The sequence below is a fragment of the Variovorax sp. dw_954 genome, assembly GCF_018449755.1.
Taxonomy (GTDB): Bacteria; Pseudomonadota; Gammaproteobacteria; order Burkholderiales; family Burkholderiaceae_C; genus Variovorax.
Window position 1 is genome coordinate 1 of record NZ_JAAVVD010000013.1, and the last position, 17,882, is coordinate 17,882.

The 17,882-nt window shown below is 63.2% G+C and carries 13 protein-coding genes and 7 pseudogenes; 11 read left to right on the plus strand and 9 right to left on the minus strand.

Annotation, left to right across the window (positions count from 1 at the left end; all coding sequences use genetic code 11):
• Nucleotides 1-391 (plus strand): annotated as a pseudogene (locus HB681_RS20050) (carbamate kinase); the annotation flags it as partial.
• 508 nt (nucleotides 392-899) lie between these two features.
• Nucleotides 900-1,847, plus strand: a complete 948-nt coding sequence (gene speB, locus HB681_RS20055) for an agmatinase (RefSeq protein ID WP_213956644.1) — start codon at nucleotides 900-902, stop codon at nucleotides 1,845-1,847.
• On the opposite strand, the gene HB681_RS38165 is transcribed toward speB, so the two are convergent.
• Complete coding sequence (locus tag HB681_RS38165; protein ID WP_256354630.1) at nucleotides 1,756-1,968, minus strand: glycogen/starch/alpha-glucan phosphorylase; 213 nt, start codon at nucleotides 1,966-1,968, stop codon at nucleotides 1,756-1,758. The two genes, speB and HB681_RS38165, sit on opposite strands and share 92 nt — an antisense overlap.
• A 166-nt stretch (nucleotides 1,969-2,134) precedes the next feature.
• On the opposite strand from HB681_RS38165, the gene HB681_RS20065 reads away from it, so the two are divergent.
• Nucleotides 2,135-2,512, plus strand: a complete 378-nt coding sequence (locus tag HB681_RS20065) for a response regulator (RefSeq protein WP_213956645.1) — start codon at nucleotides 2,135-2,137, stop codon at nucleotides 2,510-2,512.
• 613 nt (nucleotides 2,513-3,125) lie between these two features.
• On the opposite strand, the gene HB681_RS20070 is transcribed toward HB681_RS20065, so the two are convergent.
• Nucleotides 3,126-3,320 carry a hypothetical protein gene (locus HB681_RS20070; RefSeq protein WP_213956646.1) on the minus strand — a complete coding sequence of 65 codons (195 nt, stop codon included), beginning with the start codon at nucleotides 3,318-3,320 and terminating at the stop codon, nucleotides 3,126-3,128.
• Nucleotides 3,321-3,594: 274 nt separating this feature from the next.
• Complete coding sequence (locus tag HB681_RS20075) at nucleotides 3,595-4,542, minus strand: LysR family transcriptional regulator (RefSeq protein ID WP_213956647.1); 948 nt, start codon at nucleotides 4,540-4,542, stop codon at nucleotides 3,595-3,597.
• Between the two features lie 93 nt (nucleotides 4,543-4,635).
• Between HB681_RS20075 and HB681_RS20080 the strand changes: the two genes are divergently transcribed.
• The 4 genes and pseudogenes from HB681_RS20080 to HB681_RS20090 all read left to right on the plus strand — a co-directional run bounded on the left by HB681_RS20080 (nucleotide 4,636) and on the right by HB681_RS20090 (nucleotide 8,286).
• Entirely contained in the window at nucleotides 4,636-5,709 is a 1,074-nt protein-coding gene (locus tag HB681_RS20080; protein WP_213956648.1) for a TauD/TfdA family dioxygenase, read from the plus strand.
• Nucleotides 5,710-5,848: 139 nt separating this feature from the next.
• Complete coding sequence (locus HB681_RS20085) at nucleotides 5,849-6,724, plus strand: tripartite tricarboxylate transporter substrate-binding protein (RefSeq protein WP_213956649.1); 876 nt, start codon at nucleotides 5,849-5,851, stop codon at nucleotides 6,722-6,724.
• A gap of 71 nt (nucleotides 6,725-6,795) precedes the next feature.
• Nucleotides 6,796-6,958 (plus strand): annotated as a pseudogene (locus HB681_RS38170) (IS5/IS1182 family transposase); the annotation flags it as partial.
• A pseudogene (locus tag HB681_RS20090) lies at nucleotides 6,932-8,286 on the plus strand (IS1380 family transposase). The pseudogenes HB681_RS38170 and HB681_RS20090, both read left to right, overlap by 27 nt.
• A 237-nt stretch (nucleotides 8,287-8,523) precedes the next feature.
• On the opposite strand, the pseudogene HB681_RS20095 reads toward HB681_RS20090, so the two are convergent.
• From HB681_RS20095 to HB681_RS20110, 4 genes and pseudogenes are all read right to left on the minus strand, one after another.
• A pseudogene (locus tag HB681_RS20095) lies at nucleotides 8,524-9,161 on the minus strand (DUF4158 domain-containing protein); the annotation flags it as partial.
• Between the two features lie 114 nt (nucleotides 9,162-9,275).
• Nucleotides 9,276-9,716 carry a DUF126 domain-containing protein gene (locus HB681_RS20100; RefSeq protein WP_213956650.1) on the minus strand — a complete coding sequence of 147 codons (441 nt, stop codon included), beginning with the start codon at nucleotides 9,714-9,716 and terminating at the stop codon, nucleotides 9,276-9,278.
• Nucleotides 9,713-10,954, minus strand: a complete 1,242-nt coding sequence (locus HB681_RS20105) for an aconitase X (protein ID WP_305729962.1) — start codon at nucleotides 10,952-10,954, stop codon at nucleotides 9,713-9,715. Before HB681_RS20105 ends, HB681_RS20100 begins: the two co-directional genes overlap by 4 nt.
• 52 nt (nucleotides 10,955-11,006) lie before the next feature.
• Nucleotides 11,007-11,978: a tripartite tricarboxylate transporter substrate binding protein gene (locus HB681_RS20110; RefSeq protein ID WP_213956652.1), complete on the minus strand. Its 972-nt coding sequence runs from the start codon at nucleotides 11,976-11,978 to the stop codon at nucleotides 11,007-11,009.
• Nucleotides 11,979-12,093: 115 nt separating this feature from the next.
• On the opposite strand from HB681_RS20110, the gene HB681_RS20115 reads away from it, so the two are divergent.
• A complete protein-coding gene (locus tag HB681_RS20115; RefSeq protein WP_213956653.1) occupies nucleotides 12,094-13,065 on the plus strand; it encodes a LysR substrate-binding domain-containing protein in 972 nt (323 codons plus the stop codon).
• Nucleotides 13,066-13,478: 413 nt separating this feature from the next.
• Here HB681_RS20115 and HB681_RS20120 read toward each other — a convergent pair whose 3' ends face one another.
• On the minus strand, nucleotides 13,479-13,829 hold the full coding sequence (locus HB681_RS20120; protein ID WP_213956654.1) for a DUF6788 family protein: 351 nt from the start codon (nucleotides 13,827-13,829) through the stop codon (nucleotides 13,479-13,481).
• 121 nt (nucleotides 13,830-13,950) lie between these two features.
• On the opposite strand from HB681_RS20120, the pseudogene HB681_RS20125 reads away from it, so the two are divergent.
• Together HB681_RS20125 and HB681_RS20130 are read left to right on the plus strand one after the other, a co-directional pair.
• Nucleotides 13,951-15,211 (plus strand): annotated as a pseudogene (locus HB681_RS20125) (IS701 family transposase).
• 161 nt (nucleotides 15,212-15,372) lie between these two features.
• Nucleotides 15,373-16,177 (plus strand): annotated as a pseudogene (locus HB681_RS20130) (IS5 family transposase); the annotation flags it as partial.
• On the opposite strand, the pseudogene HB681_RS20135 reads toward HB681_RS20130, so the two are convergent.
• Nucleotides 16,170-16,361 (minus strand): annotated as a pseudogene (locus tag HB681_RS20135) (IS110 family transposase); the annotation flags it as partial. The pseudogenes HB681_RS20130 and HB681_RS20135 sit on opposite strands and share 8 nt — an antisense overlap.
• Nucleotides 16,362-16,688: 327 nt before the next feature.
• On the opposite strand from HB681_RS20135, the gene HB681_RS20140 reads away from it, so the two are divergent.
• Nucleotides 16,689-17,774, plus strand: a complete 1,086-nt coding sequence (locus HB681_RS20140) for an AraC family transcriptional regulator (RefSeq protein WP_213956655.1) — start codon at nucleotides 16,689-16,691, stop codon at nucleotides 17,772-17,774.
• The last annotated feature ends 108 nt before the right edge of the window (nucleotides 17,775-17,882 follow it).

Below are 17,882 nucleotides of genomic sequence, written 5' to 3' on the forward strand. Positions count from 1 at the left end.
TGGCGGCGGCATCCCGGCGGCCTATGGGCAGGGCGCCGACCACCACAAGCTCGCCGGCATCGAGTGCGTCATCGACAAGGACCTGGCCACCGAGTTGCTGGCGCGCGAACTTGGCGCGGACATGTACGTGATGCTGACCGATGCCCCTGCGGTCTACGTCGACTGGGGCAAGCCGGGGCAGCGCGCGATCCGGCGTGCCTCGCCGGACGCGCTGTCCGCCATGACCTTTGCCGCAGGCTCGATGGGCCCCAAGGTGGAGGCGGCCTGCCGCTTCGTGCGCTCGACCGGCAAGCGGGCGGCCATCGGCGAGCTGGCGGATCTCGGCCGCATCCTGGCGGGCGAGGCCGGCACGACCATATCCGCAGGTGCCGGGGCGATCGTGTACGCCTGATCACTTTGGTCGCGTGGAGGGATTGGGCGCTGGATGTGCGTGAGAGTGCCTCGATATGCCGGCTGCGACCTCTAACCGCGCGCTCCCGTACTGCCGGGAAAGTTGGCAATAGCGTCATGCATGCGAGCAACTCGATAGCGAAGAATGTGCAAAGGCATTGACAGTCCATCTCAGGAACCGCGATTCGAGCGCGAAGTTCCTTTCTACTATCTACTGATTGCCCTGGGACGGAGCGCGCCAGACCCGGTGACGTGCGCAGCGCCGCATGGTCATTGCGACAAGCGCGCTGCCATTTGGCCGGTATTTGTAATGTGGATGTCTCGGCGAAACGCCCGCGCCCAGGACAGTGAACATTGATTGTCTCTACACTGTGTATCGAGGACCGTCGCCTACCGGGATTCGCGGAGACGACGCACGCAGCCGCTGTGCTGGGCGGGGACCATTTCGTTACGCTCAAGTAGCCGCGTCGCGCCCACACAAGACCTGATGGCCGTTGGGATGATTGACTATGACTACCTTCGCCTTTTTGTCGGACACCAGTTTTCTCAAAGTTCCGCGGCAACGCGCCGACCGTCGCTATGCCGTGGCCGGAGTCGCTTGGGACGGCGCGGTGACGAACCGTCCGGGCGCGCGCTTTGGCCCGAGCGCCGTGCGCACCGCCAGCCACATGCTCTGTGACGGTATCCACCCGCACTTCGACGTCTCCTTGCTGGATGTGCTGACGGACTTGGGCGACCTCCCTTTGCCGAACACGAGCTTGGAATCGATGCGTGCCGTTATGGAGCCGCAGGTTCAGCAGATGATCCGACAGCACCACGTGGCTTGGATCGGCGGCGACCACTCCATCACGCTTTCCCTGTTGCGGGCGTACAAGGCGTGGCTTGGTCAGCCGCTTGCCGTCATTCATTTCGATGCCCACTGCGATACGTGGAAGGACCATTTCGGTGAGCCGAGTGGGCACGGTACATGGGTCTTTGAGGCTTTCCACGAAGGTCTGGTGGTCAAGGAGTGCTTTGTCCAATTGGGGATCCGCTCGGCAGGTACGCGGGAGGCGCGCGAGTTTGTCGCCGATCAGGGCGGTCTGATTTTCACTGCGCGCGAACTGCGCGGACTGGAGAATCCGTCGCAACTCAAAGCTGTGCTGGCAGATATACGCGGCCGGCTCGCCGCGCATGGCGCGCCGCCGTTGTATATGAGCCTCGACATCGATTGTCTGGATCCAGCATTCGCGCCGGGGACGGGTACGCCCGAGCCGGGCGGACTCACTGTCAACCAGATGCTCAGCTTGCTTGAGGAGTTGGCCGATATGCCCTTCGTCGGCATGGACTGCGTCGAAGTCGCTCCCGCCTATGACCACGCCGAGCTCACGAGCTACGCCGCAGCGGCGTTTGTGTGGACTTATCTATGTGGCCAAGTATTCCACCACCGCAAGGGCCGTGAAGCAACTCAACTTTGACCCGCGCCACCTCTTCAGCGGTCAATCCGAAGAGGAAGAAGTTGTGATCGCCGACCTCCTCGCGAATTTCGACGTTGGCGCCGCCCAGCTGTGAGCCGCCTGGGCTAGTCCCATCCGACATGTGTTGGTGCGCCGCATCCCTGAGGTCGCCTTCGACATCCCGGCTAAGGGAAGGGCTACGCCCGACGGGCGGGTCATTTCAGCGCCACCGCCGGGGCGGGAATTGCCGGCCCAACTGAACCAAAGTCCAGTGCCGGACCTGCGCGCATCGGCGTAGCATATGCATGATGGACCAGCCTGAAGCTTCAATCGCCGTGGTGGACGATGAACCGTCAGTGCGCGTGGCGATCGGGCGCATGCTTCGATCCGCAAATTTCCGCGTGTGTGAATACGCGAGTGGCGAATCTTTCCTGGAATCATTGAGCGGGCACTTGCCGCTGTCTGCCCTTCTTGACCTGCAGATGCCGGGGCTGTCGGGTTTTGATGTGCTGGAGCGCATGCGGGCTGCGAACGTTGACGTGCCTGTGATCGTGATCACCGCGAGTGACGACGCGAATCCTGATCGTGCCACCCGCACAATCGGCGTCAAAGCCTTGTTACGCAAGCCTTTCACAAGCGTTGAGCTGTGCCACGCGATTGGCATCGCGAGAGCCCACGGAGCTTGATTTGCTCGCTGGCCTGACGATGGCAAACCGCGGGGACGGGTGTTTTCCTTTTCCTAGGCCGGCAGTGGCTGAACAAGGCTCTGCGATGCGGATGAACCTGCTGGTCGGCCTCCCGCCGCAAGCAACTCGACGATTTCGCCTGAGCGCCGGCTGCGCCACGGGCATCCTCGCTTGGCTTCGGCGGCAAGGCCAGGATGCACCGACTGACGGGGACGTCGAACGCATGGGGCAGCGCGTTCCTCGCGCTGAGTCCCCGCGTGGGGCTGGCGCAAGGCCACCAAGCGCGCCTCGAAGCAGCCCATCGCCAAGGCAGCGCTGCACGTTCGCGCGTTTGCGGATCCGAGGACTAGCTGGCCCCATCCGGGCCTTCTTCGCCGGGGCGGACGACTCGGCCCCTGCTCGGCCGCTCGGCGGAACCGCGCACCTTCTTCGACCAACAGCGCGGGCTGGCGCACGCATACGCCGTGCTGGGCATGGCCATGAATGAACGGGCGGACGTTAGGCGAGCCCCCAGGAGGAGCGAGGTCGCGCGCACCGACGTGGCGCAGACCACGCTGGGGTTCAGCGATCACCAGATCCGCCCGCATCTGCGATCCGGCGATGCCGGACTGCATCAGGCCATCGTGCACCCGATGGTCGACCAGCTGGCGATCGAGGCGCTGGCGCGCATCGGCGCGGACAGCTCGCGCGCAGCGACGGGCTGGAACAGGAGCGTGCGCTGCTGGCGCGCCAGGGCGGCCGGATGGCCTCGTTCACGGGCGGCGAGGACCACAGCGATGCCGGCGGGCTGGCTCTTACCGGGTTCCACGGGGAATTCCCGTGGGACGGCTGCTGCTGTTCCTGAGTTTCGATTCGCGCGCCGACGAGCGACGGTTGGCAAGATGCGGCATCATGCATCGGTGCCACCAGGTTCCGCGAGCAACTCCGCCTGATCGCCGAAGCACTGTTTATTGGCCCGATGAACAACCTTCGCCCGCTGTCCGCCGTGGACAAGCCACCTGCCCACAGGCCAAGCCTGTGGACTGTCCAGTGTCAATCAGCTTGAGAACACGCGCGCCGCCTCCACGTCCCCATGACTCGGTTCAATGGAAGACATTCGCTGGATGTTGTACCAGGCGGATGTGCTCGTTGGGTGCCAGCTTTCGAATGGCATCATTCATCGCCTGCCGCAGTGCTTGGCCAGCGGGCGGAAGGTCTCTTCCGTGCTTTGTCACGAAGTACAGATTTCGCCTGAGTACGGGGTGCTGTAGCGGGCGAAACTTCAGTCCCGCATTGATCAGAGGCTGCGCAGCCATGGCTGGCAAAGTGGCGTACCCCAGGCTACGTACCAGCAATGGAAAGAGGGACGACATGGAACCGACTTCGTACGCAGGCTCAAGGCTGCTTCGCATCAGCTTGGGATTCATTTCGATCAATGCTTGTATGCCGTTGGCACGATCAAGTTTGACCACCGTGTTCGGGTCCAGCGCACTCCACTTGATGGGCCCCGTGGAATCATTCAGACAATGGTCCGCGCTGAAGACCGCCCCATAGGCGTCCGTCAGTACTAGGCTGGCCTCTAAGCCCTCAACGTCCTGGAAGAGCGTCGTCACAGCAAAGTCTGCTTCGCCGGCCAACACGCGTCTGCAGGCGCCTGCAGTCGTCTCATCGCACAGCCGCACTCTGATGCCGGGATAGATCTCGGCCATCTGGACAACGGCTGGCGCTAGGACATAGTTGATGAACGAAGCCGCAGCGGCCACCACCACAAAACCGCGTTGCCGGTTGGCAGTGTCCTGGAGTTCTTGCAGAGACTGCGAGAGTTCGCGCAGCAGGCGGTCCGTGGCGGGAAGGAACTTCTCGCCCTGTGCCGTGAGTGCCACCTCGCGCGTGGATCGATCCAGCAGACGGCATCCGATTTCGGACTCGAGCGCCTTGATAGCCGCAGTCAACGTGGACTGGGTCACGTGAAGCTTGACGGCCGCCCTTGTGAAGCTCGCCTCCCTGGCGACGGCAGCAAATGCTCTGAGCTGCTTGATAGTGAGGTTCATCTATCGATTCTATCGATGCAACCATCGAAATTATTCGTTGTATTGATTTTGCAGGGATGAGTAGACTGCACACCCTCCACCTGAAGGAAAGAAATGACAGAAGTGATCGATTGCCCCCCTGTCGTGCCCAAATACATTGACGGGGACGCTGCATGGACAGGGTCGGAGATGGCCAGCCGAGGTGAATGGATCGAGATGCTGACAGCCGCTGAACTCCAAGAGCTCGACGAGGCAATTCGTAGATTTAAGGCCTCCGGCGCTGAGCTCGGTGACATTTCCCCCGTTACTTTTGAGTTGCCCTTGCTGGCTCCTCGGCTCAGGGGCATCCTGAATGATGTCATCAATGGTCGAGGTTTCGTGATGCTGCGCGGCTTCGACGTCGATCGACACAGTGCCGAGGAAACGGCGATTGCGTACCTTGGCATCGGGGCACATCTCGGGAGCTTCAGGTCACAGAATGCAGCGGGCCATCTGCTAGGGCATGTGAAGGACACCGGAGCGGACGTCAGCACACCCTCGGTTCGCTTCTACCAGACCAACCGCGCCCTGGAATACCACACCGATTCTTGCGATATCGTGGGCCTTCTGTGTCTCAAGACATCGCGCGCCGGCGGGGAGAGTCGCATCGTGAGTTCGATTTCCATCTACAACAAGATGATACGTATCCGACCTGACCTGGTCGAACAGCTCTTCCACGCATTTCCGACGGACCGGCGAGGCGAGGTCCCCGAAGGCAGGTTGCCGTGGTTTGATATGCCGGTCTTCAACTGGCATGCCGGCCAGCTCACGACCATCTACGTGGGGCAGTACATCCGTAGCGCGCAGAAGAACTTTCCCGCGGCTCGGCGTCTTACCGAGAAAGAGATCGAGGCACTTGAACTGCTCGATGCGCTGACCAACGATCCGGACCTGAACCTGCAGATGGAATTCAGCCCCGGTGACATGCAGTTTCTGCACAACCACCAGATCCTGCACTCGCGCACGGACTTTGAAGACTGGCCGGAGCCCGCACGCAAGCGCCATTTGATGCGGCTCTGGCTGGCACCGAGGAACGCCCGTGCACTCCCCGAGTGTTTCTCGGCGCGGTACGGGTCTCTTGCTCCCGGCGATCGGGGGGGCATCATCACCAACCAGACCAGGTTGACCTTTGCGCTGAACGTGACTTGAAGCGGCCCGGGCGCTCTCCCGTTTCTGAAGGAAGTCGATGGACCGACGTACATTTTTAGTGGCAGCAACGGCGCTCGGCGCTTCCTGGACTTCGGGTCATGCTGCAGCGTCGCCTTGGCCGCAACAACCCGTGCGGCTGGTGAATTCCTATCCGCCAGGCGGTATCGTTGACATTTTGGCCCGTGCGCTTGCGAACGATCTGGGCAAGGCCATCGGCCAGCCTGTGGTCGTGGACAACAAGGCCGGTGCTGGCGGCAACATAGGGACTGCTTTCGTGGCCAAGGCCGTGGGTGATGCACACACGCTGCTGATGGGAGCCAGTGGGCCTTTGGCCATCAACGCATCACTTTACAAGAACGTCAATTTCGATCCGCAGAAGGACTTCACGCCCATCAGCCTCTTGGCTGCGACGCCGCTTGTCCTGGTGGTGTCCAAAAAGTCGGGGTTCGCAACCGTGAACGACCTCTCGAGCCGCCTGAAGGCAGGCAATCCCATGGCTTTCTACGGCTCTGCGGGTGCGGGGACGCCCCAACATCTGGCCGCCGAACTATTCCTGCAGAAGACGAAGCTGGTATCGACGCATGTTGCCTACAAGGGCGGCGCGCCGGCCGTCTTGGCCGTGCTGGGATCGGAAGTTTTGTATGCCTTTGAAAACTTGGCGCTGGTGAACCCGCATATCGCTTCGGGGGCCTTGACGGCCCTGGCTGTGACGAGCCTTGAGCGCGTGGACCTGCTGCCTGATGTTCCTACCGTTGCTGAAAGCGGTGTGCCAGGCTTCGAAGCCCAGGGCTGGTACGGCCTTCTGGCACCTGCGGGGATTCCTGCTGAAGTGACTGAGCGGCTAACTCAAGAGACTCTCAAAATCGCGCACTCTCCGAACTTCGAGAGACTGGTCGCCACTTTTGGCTCGCGCAGCGTGGCGCAGGGCCCCGCGGCGTTCGCCAAGCTGATCGCGGCTGACTCGGAAAAGTGGCGCAAGATCATTGTGGCGGGGAATATCAAGCCAGGCATTTAGATTGGAACTTATCCGTAAATAGGTAAACTGTCGATCCGAGCCGCATCTGGGTGCGGCGATGGATCAAGATCTTGGCGAAACGTATCGAGTCGTGGGTGGTAAGCGATGAGTTCTGGCAGCGGGTGGAGCCGCTGATTCCCGCGCGCTTGGCGGCAGAGAAAATCTAGCAAGCCAGGGGCCGGCCGACCACCAAAGCCGGCTCGACCGGTGTTTGAGGCGATCAGCTACGACCTCACGCCGGTGGCCGGCCTGGCGCTGGTAGGTCATCATCTGAATCGACTCGCGCCGGTGTTCAAGCAGCTCGATGCCGCATTGCCCGTGAAGAATGGCGTTGCCAACAGTGACATCCTGCGTAGTTACCTGGGCCTGCTGGTGCAAGGCAAGTCGGACTTCGATGCGATCGAGAACTTCCGCGGCGATGCCTTCTTCAAGCAGGCGCTGGGCATCGAGCTGCTGCCTTCCAGCCCGACGCTGCGCCAGCGCATGGACGCTCGCGCGGGCGACCTGTTTGACTTCCTGCCCCCGTTGATCGAGACGCTGCTGGCCAGCGCGCGGGCCGACTATGGTGTCTTGCCATGTGGCTGGCTGGCATTGGATGTCGACACGTTCACCATGGACAACGGTGACACCGCCAAGGACGGCGTGGGTCGTACCTATACCGGGGTCGATGGCTACTGCCCGCTGGCAGCGTACCTGGGCTCGCACGGGTTCTGCCTGGAGTTGGCGCTGCGCCCAGGGCGTGCAGCACTCGGCGTCGGAGACGTAATTCAACTTCGAGCGGGTGCTCCCGATGGCCCAACGCATGAGCGCGGAGGGCCCGAAGGCGCCGATCCTGGCGCGGCTGGACTCTGGCTTCGACTCCGCGGCGCTGATGCGTGAGATCGATTCGTACAACCGTGCCGGCATGCCTCAGCTGGACTGGCTGATCAAGTGGAACCCGCGCACGACCGATGTGGCGGCGCTGGCCGAGCGGCTTGAGTCCGACGCCACCACGCACTGGGAACATCCCCGCGAGGGCAAGCGCGTGGCGCAGTGGGATCAGGCGCTCCACATCAAAAGGCATCGAGCGGCCGCTGCGCCGGGTGCTGCGCCTGTCCGAGCGCACCATCGATGCGCAGGGCCAGTTGCTGATCGAGCCCAAGCTCACGCTGGACGGCTGGACCACCAGCCTGAGCGTCAAACAGTTCGATGCGAGGGCCATCATCGCGCTGTATGCCGACCACGGCACGCACGAGCAGTTCCCTTCCGAGTTCAAGGCCGACCTGAATCTGGAGCGGCTGCCCTCGGGCAAGTTCGACACCAACTATCTGGTGTGCGAGCTCGCGGGGTTGGCGATGAATATCCTGCGCCTGATGGGCCAGGCCGGGCTGTTGGGGCCCGATGCGCCAGTGCGTCACGCGGCCAAGCGCAGGCGCCTGAAGACGGTGATGCAGGAGCTCGTCTACCGCGCCGGGCGAATCATCGAGCACGGCCGGCGCATCATCCTCGGGCTCGGTGCCAACGATCGCGCGGCCAAGGCGTTCCAGCGGTTGCACGCGGAACTCTTCGCTGCCTGCGGCTGAGTGCAGCCGGCACCCACCACTCGGCCTCACGGATTTCAGAAGATCGCACTCAAGCGACGTTGCGGCGTGGGTCTGCGCACGCAAGACCAATCGGACTCGACCATCAACCCATGATGTCGACGGCTCTATCGCGTTGATTTCGGCATTGCCACCACTCGGGCTGTCGGATTGAGTGCTTCGGTCGCAACCGAGTAGCCCCAATGGGCCCGAAGAGCATTTCGGCTCACGGATCCAGGTCCATAGCCAGCTGTGACAGTGCTGCCCATCGGGGCGTAGTGCATTCAGTGCCGATGTCCAGCGCTTGCGTGTCGCAGTAGGCACCCTCGCCAGGATACCTTGACTTGTCGCTGCTTCGAGTTCGACCGCGCGGCCGCGACCATGGCCTGAATGACGCGGTCATGCACGATGAGAAGCCGGTGGTCGTAGAGCCACTGGCGGGCAAGGACAAGTAGCCGTTCGCGGTCGGTGCAGTGCGCGACTTCGTCACGCAGCACCCGCACCAAGGCACGGCGCTGGTGCTCGGTCATCCATTTGAAGCCCAGGCACTCGCACGCCTGCTGCTGGTGATCGAACAGGGTGCGTCCACGGGCGTACAGCGCGCGCAGCGAAACCAAGTCAGGTGCGGCAATGCCCAGTTCGTGGCCAAGTTGGCGAAGCAACTTGGGCGGCACGGCCCGCACGCTGTTCAGGGGTCGGCCGCTCATGCGCGCGAAGCCGATGTGCAGCGCCAAGCCCAGCTTGAGGCTGTCGCTGCGACGTCGCGCAAGCAACTCGTGCTCGGCGGGACTGAAGCTGAAAAACGCCCGCAACTCGAATTCGCTGAGCTCGCCCGGGATGTCGCGCAGGCCCAAGTACGACGTCTGCCAGCCTTGCATGGCCGCGCTCCTTGACGATTTGGGGGCCGGACACGATACGCCTCAGCGAAGTGAACAGTAATGCTCGCGAAATCAATGACTTACCGAACGCACCCCCGCGCCGTTGCTGGGGATTCATGCTATCACTTTTGACACCGAAAACAAATCGACCCCCACTAGCGAAAGGGTCCGCGCGCGCGGTTCAACCCGCACTCGGTCGCCTGTTTTAACCGCCTGCAACGGGTCCTCCGACCAGCCCTCGCTTATGGTCATGCGGGCCAGGACGGCGCCTTGCACCATCACCGGATTGAGCTTGCCGAACACCAAAGCCTTCGGGCCGAAGCCCTGCTGCAGCATGTCGTAGAAGGCCCAGCCCCCGGCCACGCCGCCCTTGGCGGTCGGGATGACGAGGATACGATCCTTGATCGACAGGCCCTCGGCGCTGTGGCCGATGCGCGAGATGACGCCGGTGGTGCGGTCCAGGTCGTAGCGCGGGCTGAAGCCCTCGCGCATCACGATGGCTTCCCCCTCGACCGCCTCGCCGAAGGCGCGAGTGAGCGCGATGGTGCGGCTCATTTCAGCTCTCCCGTGCAGGCGATGTCCACGCACTGCGCGGTGCGTCGCAGCACCGTGTTGAAGCGGTGCGCGGTGATGGTGTTCACCAGCTTGCCGGAGTTGGAGATCAGGTTGGTCCAGCCGTTCTCCTCGCGAATCTGGCTCAGGCGCTGCAGGATGTAGAAGCACACGCCCTGCAGGATGGTCACGCCGGCTGCCTCCAGCGTGGCGACGTACCCTAGGCGCTGGGCGTCGCTGTAGACCGCGTGGTTGGTCGTGATCACCGCGCTCATGCCGGGCGCGACCTTGCGACCTTTGAACAGCTCGGCCAAGTCCTGCATCTCGAAGATCGACAATTGCGGTCCGGAGAAGACCACGATGTTGGCGCCGCCCTCGCGGTACGAGTAGCTGCGGTAGATGGCCTCGATGTCGGCGTCGGTCACCGTCATGGTCTCGCTGGACCTGTTGCCACCGAAGGCGACTTCGCGCGTGCGCGCCTCAGGCGTCACGCCGACCATGTGGAACATGCCCATCGAGCCGTAGCTTGCAAGCGCAGCGCCCAGGTGCTTGAGCGCATCCGACAGCGGAGTCGTGCGGATGCCGTCGAACACCGGCACCGCCAAGTAGTCCTGGTGCGGATGGCCGACGATCTTGCCGAGAGCCCCCCAATCCGCCAGATCCTTCATCTGCGCCTGCACATCCACCAGGAAGGAACCGCGCCGCGCCTCGTCCAAATGGAAGCCATAGGCCGGCGTGCGGCCGGTGAGCGCGGCGGCGAAGCTGGACTTGCCGGCCTCGAAGTTGGTGCGCGCGCCCAGCACCGAGTTGGCATAGATCACGGTGCCGGTGTCGCCCCAGGCCACATGCTCGCCGACCTTGGGCTGGTATACGGTCTGGTAGGGGATGCAACTGTCGGTGGTGGCTACGCGCATATCCTGCAGGTGCACGATGATCTCGCGCTCCTTGCTCAGGGCTTGCGGGTCGGGCTGCAGGTTTTTGTGATCGCCGAAGTGCATGCACTGGGCGTTGCTGGAGGTGGGCACCACGCAACGAGACTTGTGCTCGCGCATGCCGCGCAGCACGTCAAGCCCGGCGTCGCCCATCACCTCGATGTCGCCCATCACGTGCGCATTGGTGATCGGCACCAAACGCTTGGCGCCGAAGAAGCTCCCGACCTCGATCTGGAACTGGATCGCGTCCTGTACTGCGGGGCCGAGATCGCCGCGCAGCATGGCCAGCTCCTCGTTGGTCAACACCAGGGTGCCGGTGTCGAAGCGTGTCTCTTCTGCGAGTTGCATGATGTCTTTGTCCTCAATCGGCCTTGGCGCCGGATTCCTTAACGAGCTTGCTGTACTTCTGCGATTCGGCGCGCACAAAGGCGGCGAACTCGGCCGGCGGCAGCAGGTCGGGCACCGCGCCCTGCACGGTGAGTTGCTCGGCGAAGGACTTGTCGGCGGCGACGCTGGCCACTCCGTGGGCGATCGCCTGCACCACCGCAGGTGGGGTGCCGGCCGGCACGAACAGGCCTTGCCAGTTCTCGATGTTGAAGCCGGGATAGCCGGAGTCGGCTACCGTCGGAATGCCCGGCAGCAAGGCCGATGGCTTGTCGGTGGTGACAGCCAGCGCACGGAGCCTGCCGGCCTTCACCTGCGGCAGTGCGGGCGGCAGGCCGGAGAAGAAAAGGTCCACTTGGCCACCCAGCAGATCGGTAATGGCAGGTGCGCCGCCCTTATAGGGCACGTGTGTCAGCTTGGTGTCGGACATCAGCCGGAATAGCTCGCCGGCCAGGTGCTGCGGGCCGCCAGTGCCCGAAGAGGCATAGTTGAGGCCAGCCGGCGTGGCCTTGATGTTCGCCACAAGTTCCTTCACGTTCTTCGATGGCGCCTTGGCATTGACCACCAGCACCAGCGGGGCGGACGCGACCTTGGATACCGGCAGCAGGTCCTTGGCCGGGTCGTAGGGCAATTGTGCGTAGAGGTACGGGTTGATGGCGATCTCTGCCGGCGAGGCGAGCAACAGCGTGTAGCCGTTGGAGGGCGACTTGGCGACGAAGTCAGCCCCGATGTTGCCGCCGGCGCCGGTCTTGTTCTCCACTACCACCGGGTGGCCCCACAACTGACCGAGGCGCACGCCCAAGGCACGCGCCACCACGTCGGTGGCGCCGCCCGGCGAGAAGGCGACGATCAGCCGCACAGGCTTGTCGGGGTAGGCGGCGCTTGCAGCGCCGGTCGCCAGCACGGCCAAGGTCATGGCGAGGCGACGAAGGTGGAAGTTCAGTGGCATCGGGGCTCCATTTGTCTTGTGGCCCCAACTATGGCGGCTCGACGCATGCTTGCATAATCGAGAATTAGGTGCCAGTGATAAGGCACGGTTATCACCACTTGATCGGGAAATCCACATGAGGGAAGCCACACGCGCACGCCCCACCCTGGCCGCCGGTGCGCTTCAGGGGCGGCTCAAGCTGAAGCACCTAGAGCTGTTTCGCCATGTCTGCGAGCTGCAGACGCTGCGCAAGGCGGCCGACACCTCCAGCATGACGCAGCCCGCCGCCACCAAGCTGATCCAGGACCTGGAGGACATGCTGGGCGTGCAGCTCTTCGAGCGCGACCGGCGCGGTATGAAGCTCACCCAGTACGGCGTGGTGGTGCGCCGGCACATTGCCATCCTGCAGGCCGACATCGGCAACATGACGCGCGAGGTGGAGGCTGTCGCCGACGGCGCGAGCGGCCACATCCGCCTGGGCATCCTGCCGTCGCTCGCCTCCGAACTGCTGGCGCGCTCCGTGGAAAGGACGATCGTCCAATGGCCGCGCGTGCGCTTCAGCATGCAGGAGGGCGCCACCACCGAACTATTGGCCAGCCTGGCGCGCAACGACTTGGACCTGTGCTTCGGTCGGGTGCTCGACGCGACGCAGGCGAAGTCACTGCGCGTGATGAACGTCTATACCGAGTCGTTCGCCATCGTGTGCGGCACTGCCAGCCCGCTTGCAAGGCGCCGCAAGGTGGGCTGGGACGAATTGGCGCGGGGCCGCTGGGTGCTGCCGGCCGCTGGCACACCGCTGCGCGAGCTGACCGACAACTTGTTCACCCGCCAGGGGGTGCTACGGCCCGAAGTGGCGGTGGAGTCCAGCAGCTTCGAGAAGATGCGCCACGTCATCGCGCGCACCTCGCTGCTGGGTGTGTTGCCGCGTTCCATCGCGTTGCAGGGCAAAGTGGCCCGTGATCTGATGTTGCTCGGGCCCGAGTTGAGTGGCGACTTCTCGCCTATCAGCCTGCTGTTTCGCAGCGAAGTTGAACAGCCACCGCTGGTGGAGCACTTCGCGGAGATCGTGCGGGAGAGCGCGGCGCAGCTCAAGCTTCGAGTGGCTTGAGCGGCTGCGCCAGAACGCCGAAGAGTCACCTGGGTGGTAGCCGGCGGTCAGCCTTCGGAATCGTCGTCATCGGACGGCGGGTTCGCGACCGGGAGAGCATCCATTTCCTGGGGGTGTGCAGTGCAGCTTCCTTTCACAATGGCTACTGTGAAAGCGGCGCTCGCACCTCAGCGCTGAAGGGCGGATACCTCCTCTCGAAGGACTCGCGTAGCTCGTCATTCAGGAGGTTGGGTACGAACCTGAAGCAGCAGATGGGGTGAGAGCGTTCGATTTGATGTCCGCGCAAGTTGGAGTCCAGTACGATTAGTCTTACTGTGTCATTAAATTGACGTGCTCCTTATGCTTGCCAAGTGCGAGGGGCTTCACCTGGGTTTGCTCATAGGCACGGATTCTGAATCGCACGTGGCCACCGGCTATGGTTTGCGCGGCGCTTGTGCATCAAGGAGCCGTTCCGTCTCCTGCTCCCACGCCTGCATGAGCTTCTTCGCCTTGCGATGGTTGGCGATGGCGATCTCCAGGATGACGGCTTGTTCGGGCGAGACCGTGCGGTGAACCAGCTTGCCGCCCTTCATGTGCCCCCATTTGAAGTAAGGGCCGTGGCGAGCGTCCGGATCGCTGGCGCAACGGCAGCCCGGCTTTCCACAGACCTTCGTGCGTTGTAGCAACGTACCTGAGCACAGGTAGTCGATCTCGCCGAGGGTGTCCCGGATTCGCGCGATGCGCTCGCGTGCCTGCTTGATGATGGTTTCGGGTCGATGCGCCATAGGCTTTACTTTCGTCTATCTGTCGCTAGTATTAGCAACAGAATATCAATATGCAAGTTTCCTGGCCTGTATGACCTGCGCACTGCGGGCCGTGTGCATACTGCGCAGCAAAGGGCGATCGATGGAAGACCTGAAGGATTTCGAGCAGTACATGGCCCACCTGAGCGAGGGCCTGGGACATTCAGATCGCCACGCCGGGCTGCGCGGGTACACCACGGGGCTGATGTCGCCGCTGCAGCGCAAGAGCGTGGAGCCGATGGCCGCGCACATGGATCCGCTGAATGTTCGTTCGCGCCACCAGTCGTTGCACCACTTTGTGGCCGATGCGAATTGGTCGGACGAGCGCATGCTGCTGGGGGTATGCCAATGGGTCGTGCCGTTGATGAATTTCAGAGACGGCGGCTGGTGGATCATCGATGACACGGGGTTTCCCAAGCAGGGGCGGCACTCGGTGGGCGTCGCGCGCCAGTACTGCGGGATGCTGGGCAAGCAGGACAACTGCCAGGTGGCGGTGAGCGTGTCGCTGGCCTGCGCGGCGGCCAGCATTCCGGTGGCGTGGCAGCTGTACCTTCCCCAGAAATGGGCCGATGACCCGCCCCGACGCGAGAAGGCCGGCGTGCCCGAAACGCTCGAGTTCGCCACCAAGCCTCAGATCGCGCTGCAGCAGATCGAACACTTGCTGGCCCAAGGGGCGCCGAGGCACTGCGTGCTCAGCGATGCGGGCTACGGCGTGGACACCGCGTTTCGAGAACGCCTGGACGAACTGGGCCTGCCCTACGTCGTGGGCGTGACAGGCAGCGTCACGGTGTGGCCGCCCGGGCACGAGCCCCTGCCGCCCAGGCCCTACAGCGGCAGGGGCCCCATCCCCCGGCGGCTGCGCCGCGGCGACGCCAGCGCCCCCGAGCACCGGCCCCGTACGGTCAGGGACGTGGCCTTCGACATTGATCCAGACGATTGGCAGGAAGTCACCTGGCGCGAGGGCACGAACGCCGCGCTGCGCTCGCACTTCGCCCGCTGAAGTACTGGTTGTCCACGCTGCCCGAGGACACGCCGCTGGAGCGCATGGTCTACGAGGCCAAGATGCGCTGGCGAATCGAGCGCGACTACCAGGATCTCAAGCAGGACCTGGGGCTGGGACAGTACGAGGGCCGTGGCTGGCGCGGCTTTCATCACCACGCCACTCTCAGCATCGCCGCCTACGGCTTCCTGCTGGCGCAGCGGCTGCAGCACCCCGACGAGGTCGGGGGTAAAAAAACTCCGCTCGCGAGGAGCCTGCCCTACCCACGCATTACAAACCTCGGGGAAGTCCAGAGGGCGCAGCGCCACGTCCCATCCTCCATCACGAGCTTGCGATTGCGTATCGGCGCTCTATTGGCGCGTAACCTACCTCGATGTCCCTGTTGTCTTCGGCATCAGCGGGCGTCAAATATCTAACACAGTAAGACTAGCAGGGTGCTGAAAGACCTCTGCAATGGTCGACGCGTGATAGCCCTCGAACGTTTGAAGTTGATCCCCCGACAGTTGCAACCCAAGACCCCAGACGATGCGCGGAGCCGATACCTTCACCGAGAGCTTGTTCACGATGCGCCGCCTGGAGGACTTCGTACCCGCCAATCACCCGCTGCGTCCTATCCGCGCGATGGTCAATGAAGCGCTGCTCAAGATGGACGACTTGTTCGCCGGCATGTACGAGGCCGACATCAAGGGCGGGCGCCCCAGCATCGCTCCAGAGAAGCTGCTGCGCGCGATGCTGCTGCAGATCTTCTTCAGCGTTCGCTCGGAGCGCCAACTCATGGAGCAGACTCAATACAACCTCCTGTTTCGCTGGTTCATCGGCCTGGCCATGGACGATGCGGTCTGGGTTCCCAGCGTCTTTCACCAAGAACCGCGAACGCCTGATCGAGCATGACGCCATCATCGAACTGTTCAACCACATCGTCGAGACAGCTGGTCGCAAAGGCTGGCTGTCGGGAGAACATTTCAGCGTCGATGGCACCCTTATCCAGGCGTGGGCCAGCCACAGGAGCTTCGTGCGCAAGGACGGCAGCGATGATGATGCGGGCAACGACTCGACCGGCAGCACCAGCTTCAAAGGTCAGACCCGCAGCAACGAAACCCACGCCTCGCGCACCGATGGCGATGCGCGGCTGTACCGCAAGGGCAAGACCGCCAGCGAGCTGCGCTACATGGGCCATACCCTCTCGGACAACCGCCACGGCCTGATCGCCAACGCGATGGTCACACAAGCCGATGGCTTTGCCGAACGCGAAGCGGCCAAGGTCATGATCAGGGACGCCCGTCAGGCCACCACGAGTCCGGATGTCGAGGTCACGCTCGGTGCGGCCCGGCTTCATAGACCACGCTCACATGCCGCGCCGGGCCGTACTTGCGCAGCGTCTTGATCACCCCCTGCACGTCAGGCCCCAGGGTGCCGACGAAACGGCTGGGCTCTCGCCCAGCTTCACACACGGCAACCGAAATGCTGTCCTTGTGGGCATCCAAACCAACGAAGAAATTGATACTCTCGTCCATGGCTCGTCTCCATACGGTTTGCGGCTGGGAAACCCGCCGCATGTGGCTCGGCACACTCTCTGAGTGCGCAATCCACGATACCGGAGACGGGCGTTCCTTCGCCTATAGAGCGACCATCATGTCTAGCCTTTCGCCGGTCTGAATCGCGAATGTCTAATCGCGAGTGCTCGCGCCGCAGAGCAACCGTGATTGCAAAGCGCGGCATCTGGGAGAAACCTTCGCAGTCTGGCATTCGGGCACCTCCTGCTGGCTCAGGGTGGTGCGGACGGCGGACAACCGCTCTCGTTGCAGTTGGTGTTGGCGTCGGCGTAGACCCTCATCACAGGCGTGGCGCAGGAATTGCTTTATCCTGCTTGCCCAAATTGCTCACGATGGACCGCGACCCGCCTTGTGGTGGGGTTGCAGAAGCTCATGATGTTCCACAATGCATTGCGTATCGATGACACGATCGTCGCCTCAGGCTTGAATCTGCAGGCTGCGCATTCGTTTTCCGAGGCAATTTGCGGTCCGCATTCGGTGCGGGTGGCGGTGCCGAGCAAGTTCAGCCTGGTCTACAGCGGCCACCTGCTCAAGGGCATGTCGAGCACGGTCGGTTTTATCGAGCACGGGACCGAGCTTGGCGTCGGCGTCGACGCCAAGCAAATCCTGGATGTCTACAACATCAGCCTGCCGGTATCTGGCGAGCAGGAACTGCGCTCCTCGCATGGACGGGTCCGCTCTGATTCGGACTGCGCCCTCGTGGTATCGCCCGAGCAAAAGCTCCAGATCGACCTTGCGGGCAACTGTCGCAAGATCCTAGTCACAATCCCGCGCGCCTCGTTGGAGCAGATGCTGGGCGACATGCTTGGCCGTCGCGTGGATGGTCTGGTGGTCTTCTCTGAAGGCATGAGGGCGCGTGAAGGCACGTCCGCCGCCTGGTGGCGGATGGTGAAGAACTACCTCGCGGAAATCGAGGTTGGCCGCGGGTTGTACGGTTGCAGCTTCGTCAGCCAGGGGATCGAGGCGACCCTTGTCAAAGGGCTGCTGATCTCGCAGCCGAACAACTACTCGGACCGCATCCGGCAAGCGCTGGGTGCCAAGGTGCCGGAGTACATGACGCGTGCCAGGGCCTTCATCGAATTGAATTTCCGTGAACCGATCCACCTGGAAGACATCGAAGCCGCGGCCGGTGTGTCGCGCATCAAGCTCTTCGAGAGCTTTCGCAAGCACACCGCCCTGACACCGGTCGCCTACCTGAAGGACTTCCGCCTGCGCCAGGCGCGCGCCCAGTTGATGCAGGACCAGTGCAGCGCCAATGTGTCGTCGATCGCCTTGGGCGTCGGCTTCAACCACCTCGGTCGCTTCTCGCTCGACTACAAGCGCGCGTTCTCGGAAACACCTTCCGAAACCATCCAGCGACACGCGCGCCGTTAAAATTCATCCCGGGCATGCCGCGGCCACCCGCGCGGATCGACGGCCCCCCAGGACTACCAATGAGACCTGCCTCGCGGCGCGCGCCCGAGGCAGGCATTCGCGCGTCCG

Bases quoted from the DNA above. Each gene is read 5' to 3' on its own strand.
- speB (WP_213956644.1), top strand. From the start codon at position 900: ATGACTACCTTCGCCTTTTTGTCGGACACCAGTTTTCTCAAAGTTCCG.
- HB681_RS38165 (WP_256354630.1), bottom strand. From the start codon at position 1,968: ATGTCGGATGGGACTAGCCCAGGCGGCTCACAGCTGGGCGGCGCCAAC.
- HB681_RS20065 (WP_213956645.1), top strand. From the start codon at position 2,135: ATGGACCAGCCTGAAGCTTCAATCGCCGTGGTGGACGATGAACCGTCA.
- HB681_RS20075 (WP_213956647.1), bottom strand. From the start codon at position 4,542: ATGAACCTCACTATCAAGCAGCTCAGAGCATTTGCTGCCGTCGCCAGG.
- HB681_RS20080 (WP_213956648.1), top strand. From the start codon at position 4,636: ATGACAGAAGTGATCGATTGCCCCCCTGTCGTGCCCAAATACATTGAC.
- HB681_RS20100 (WP_213956650.1), bottom strand. From the start codon at position 9,716: ATGAGCCGCACCATCGCGCTCACTCGCGCCTTCGGCGAGGCGGTCGAG.
- HB681_RS20110 (WP_213956652.1), bottom strand. From the start codon at position 11,978: ATGCCACTGAACTTCCACCTTCGTCGCCTCGCCATGACCTTGGCCGTG.
- HB681_RS20115 (WP_213956653.1), top strand. From the start codon at position 12,094: ATGAGGGAAGCCACACGCGCACGCCCCACCCTGGCCGCCGGTGCGCTT.
- HB681_RS20120 (WP_213956654.1), bottom strand. From the start codon at position 13,829: ATGGCGCATCGACCCGAAACCATCATCAAGCAGGCACGCGAGCGCATC.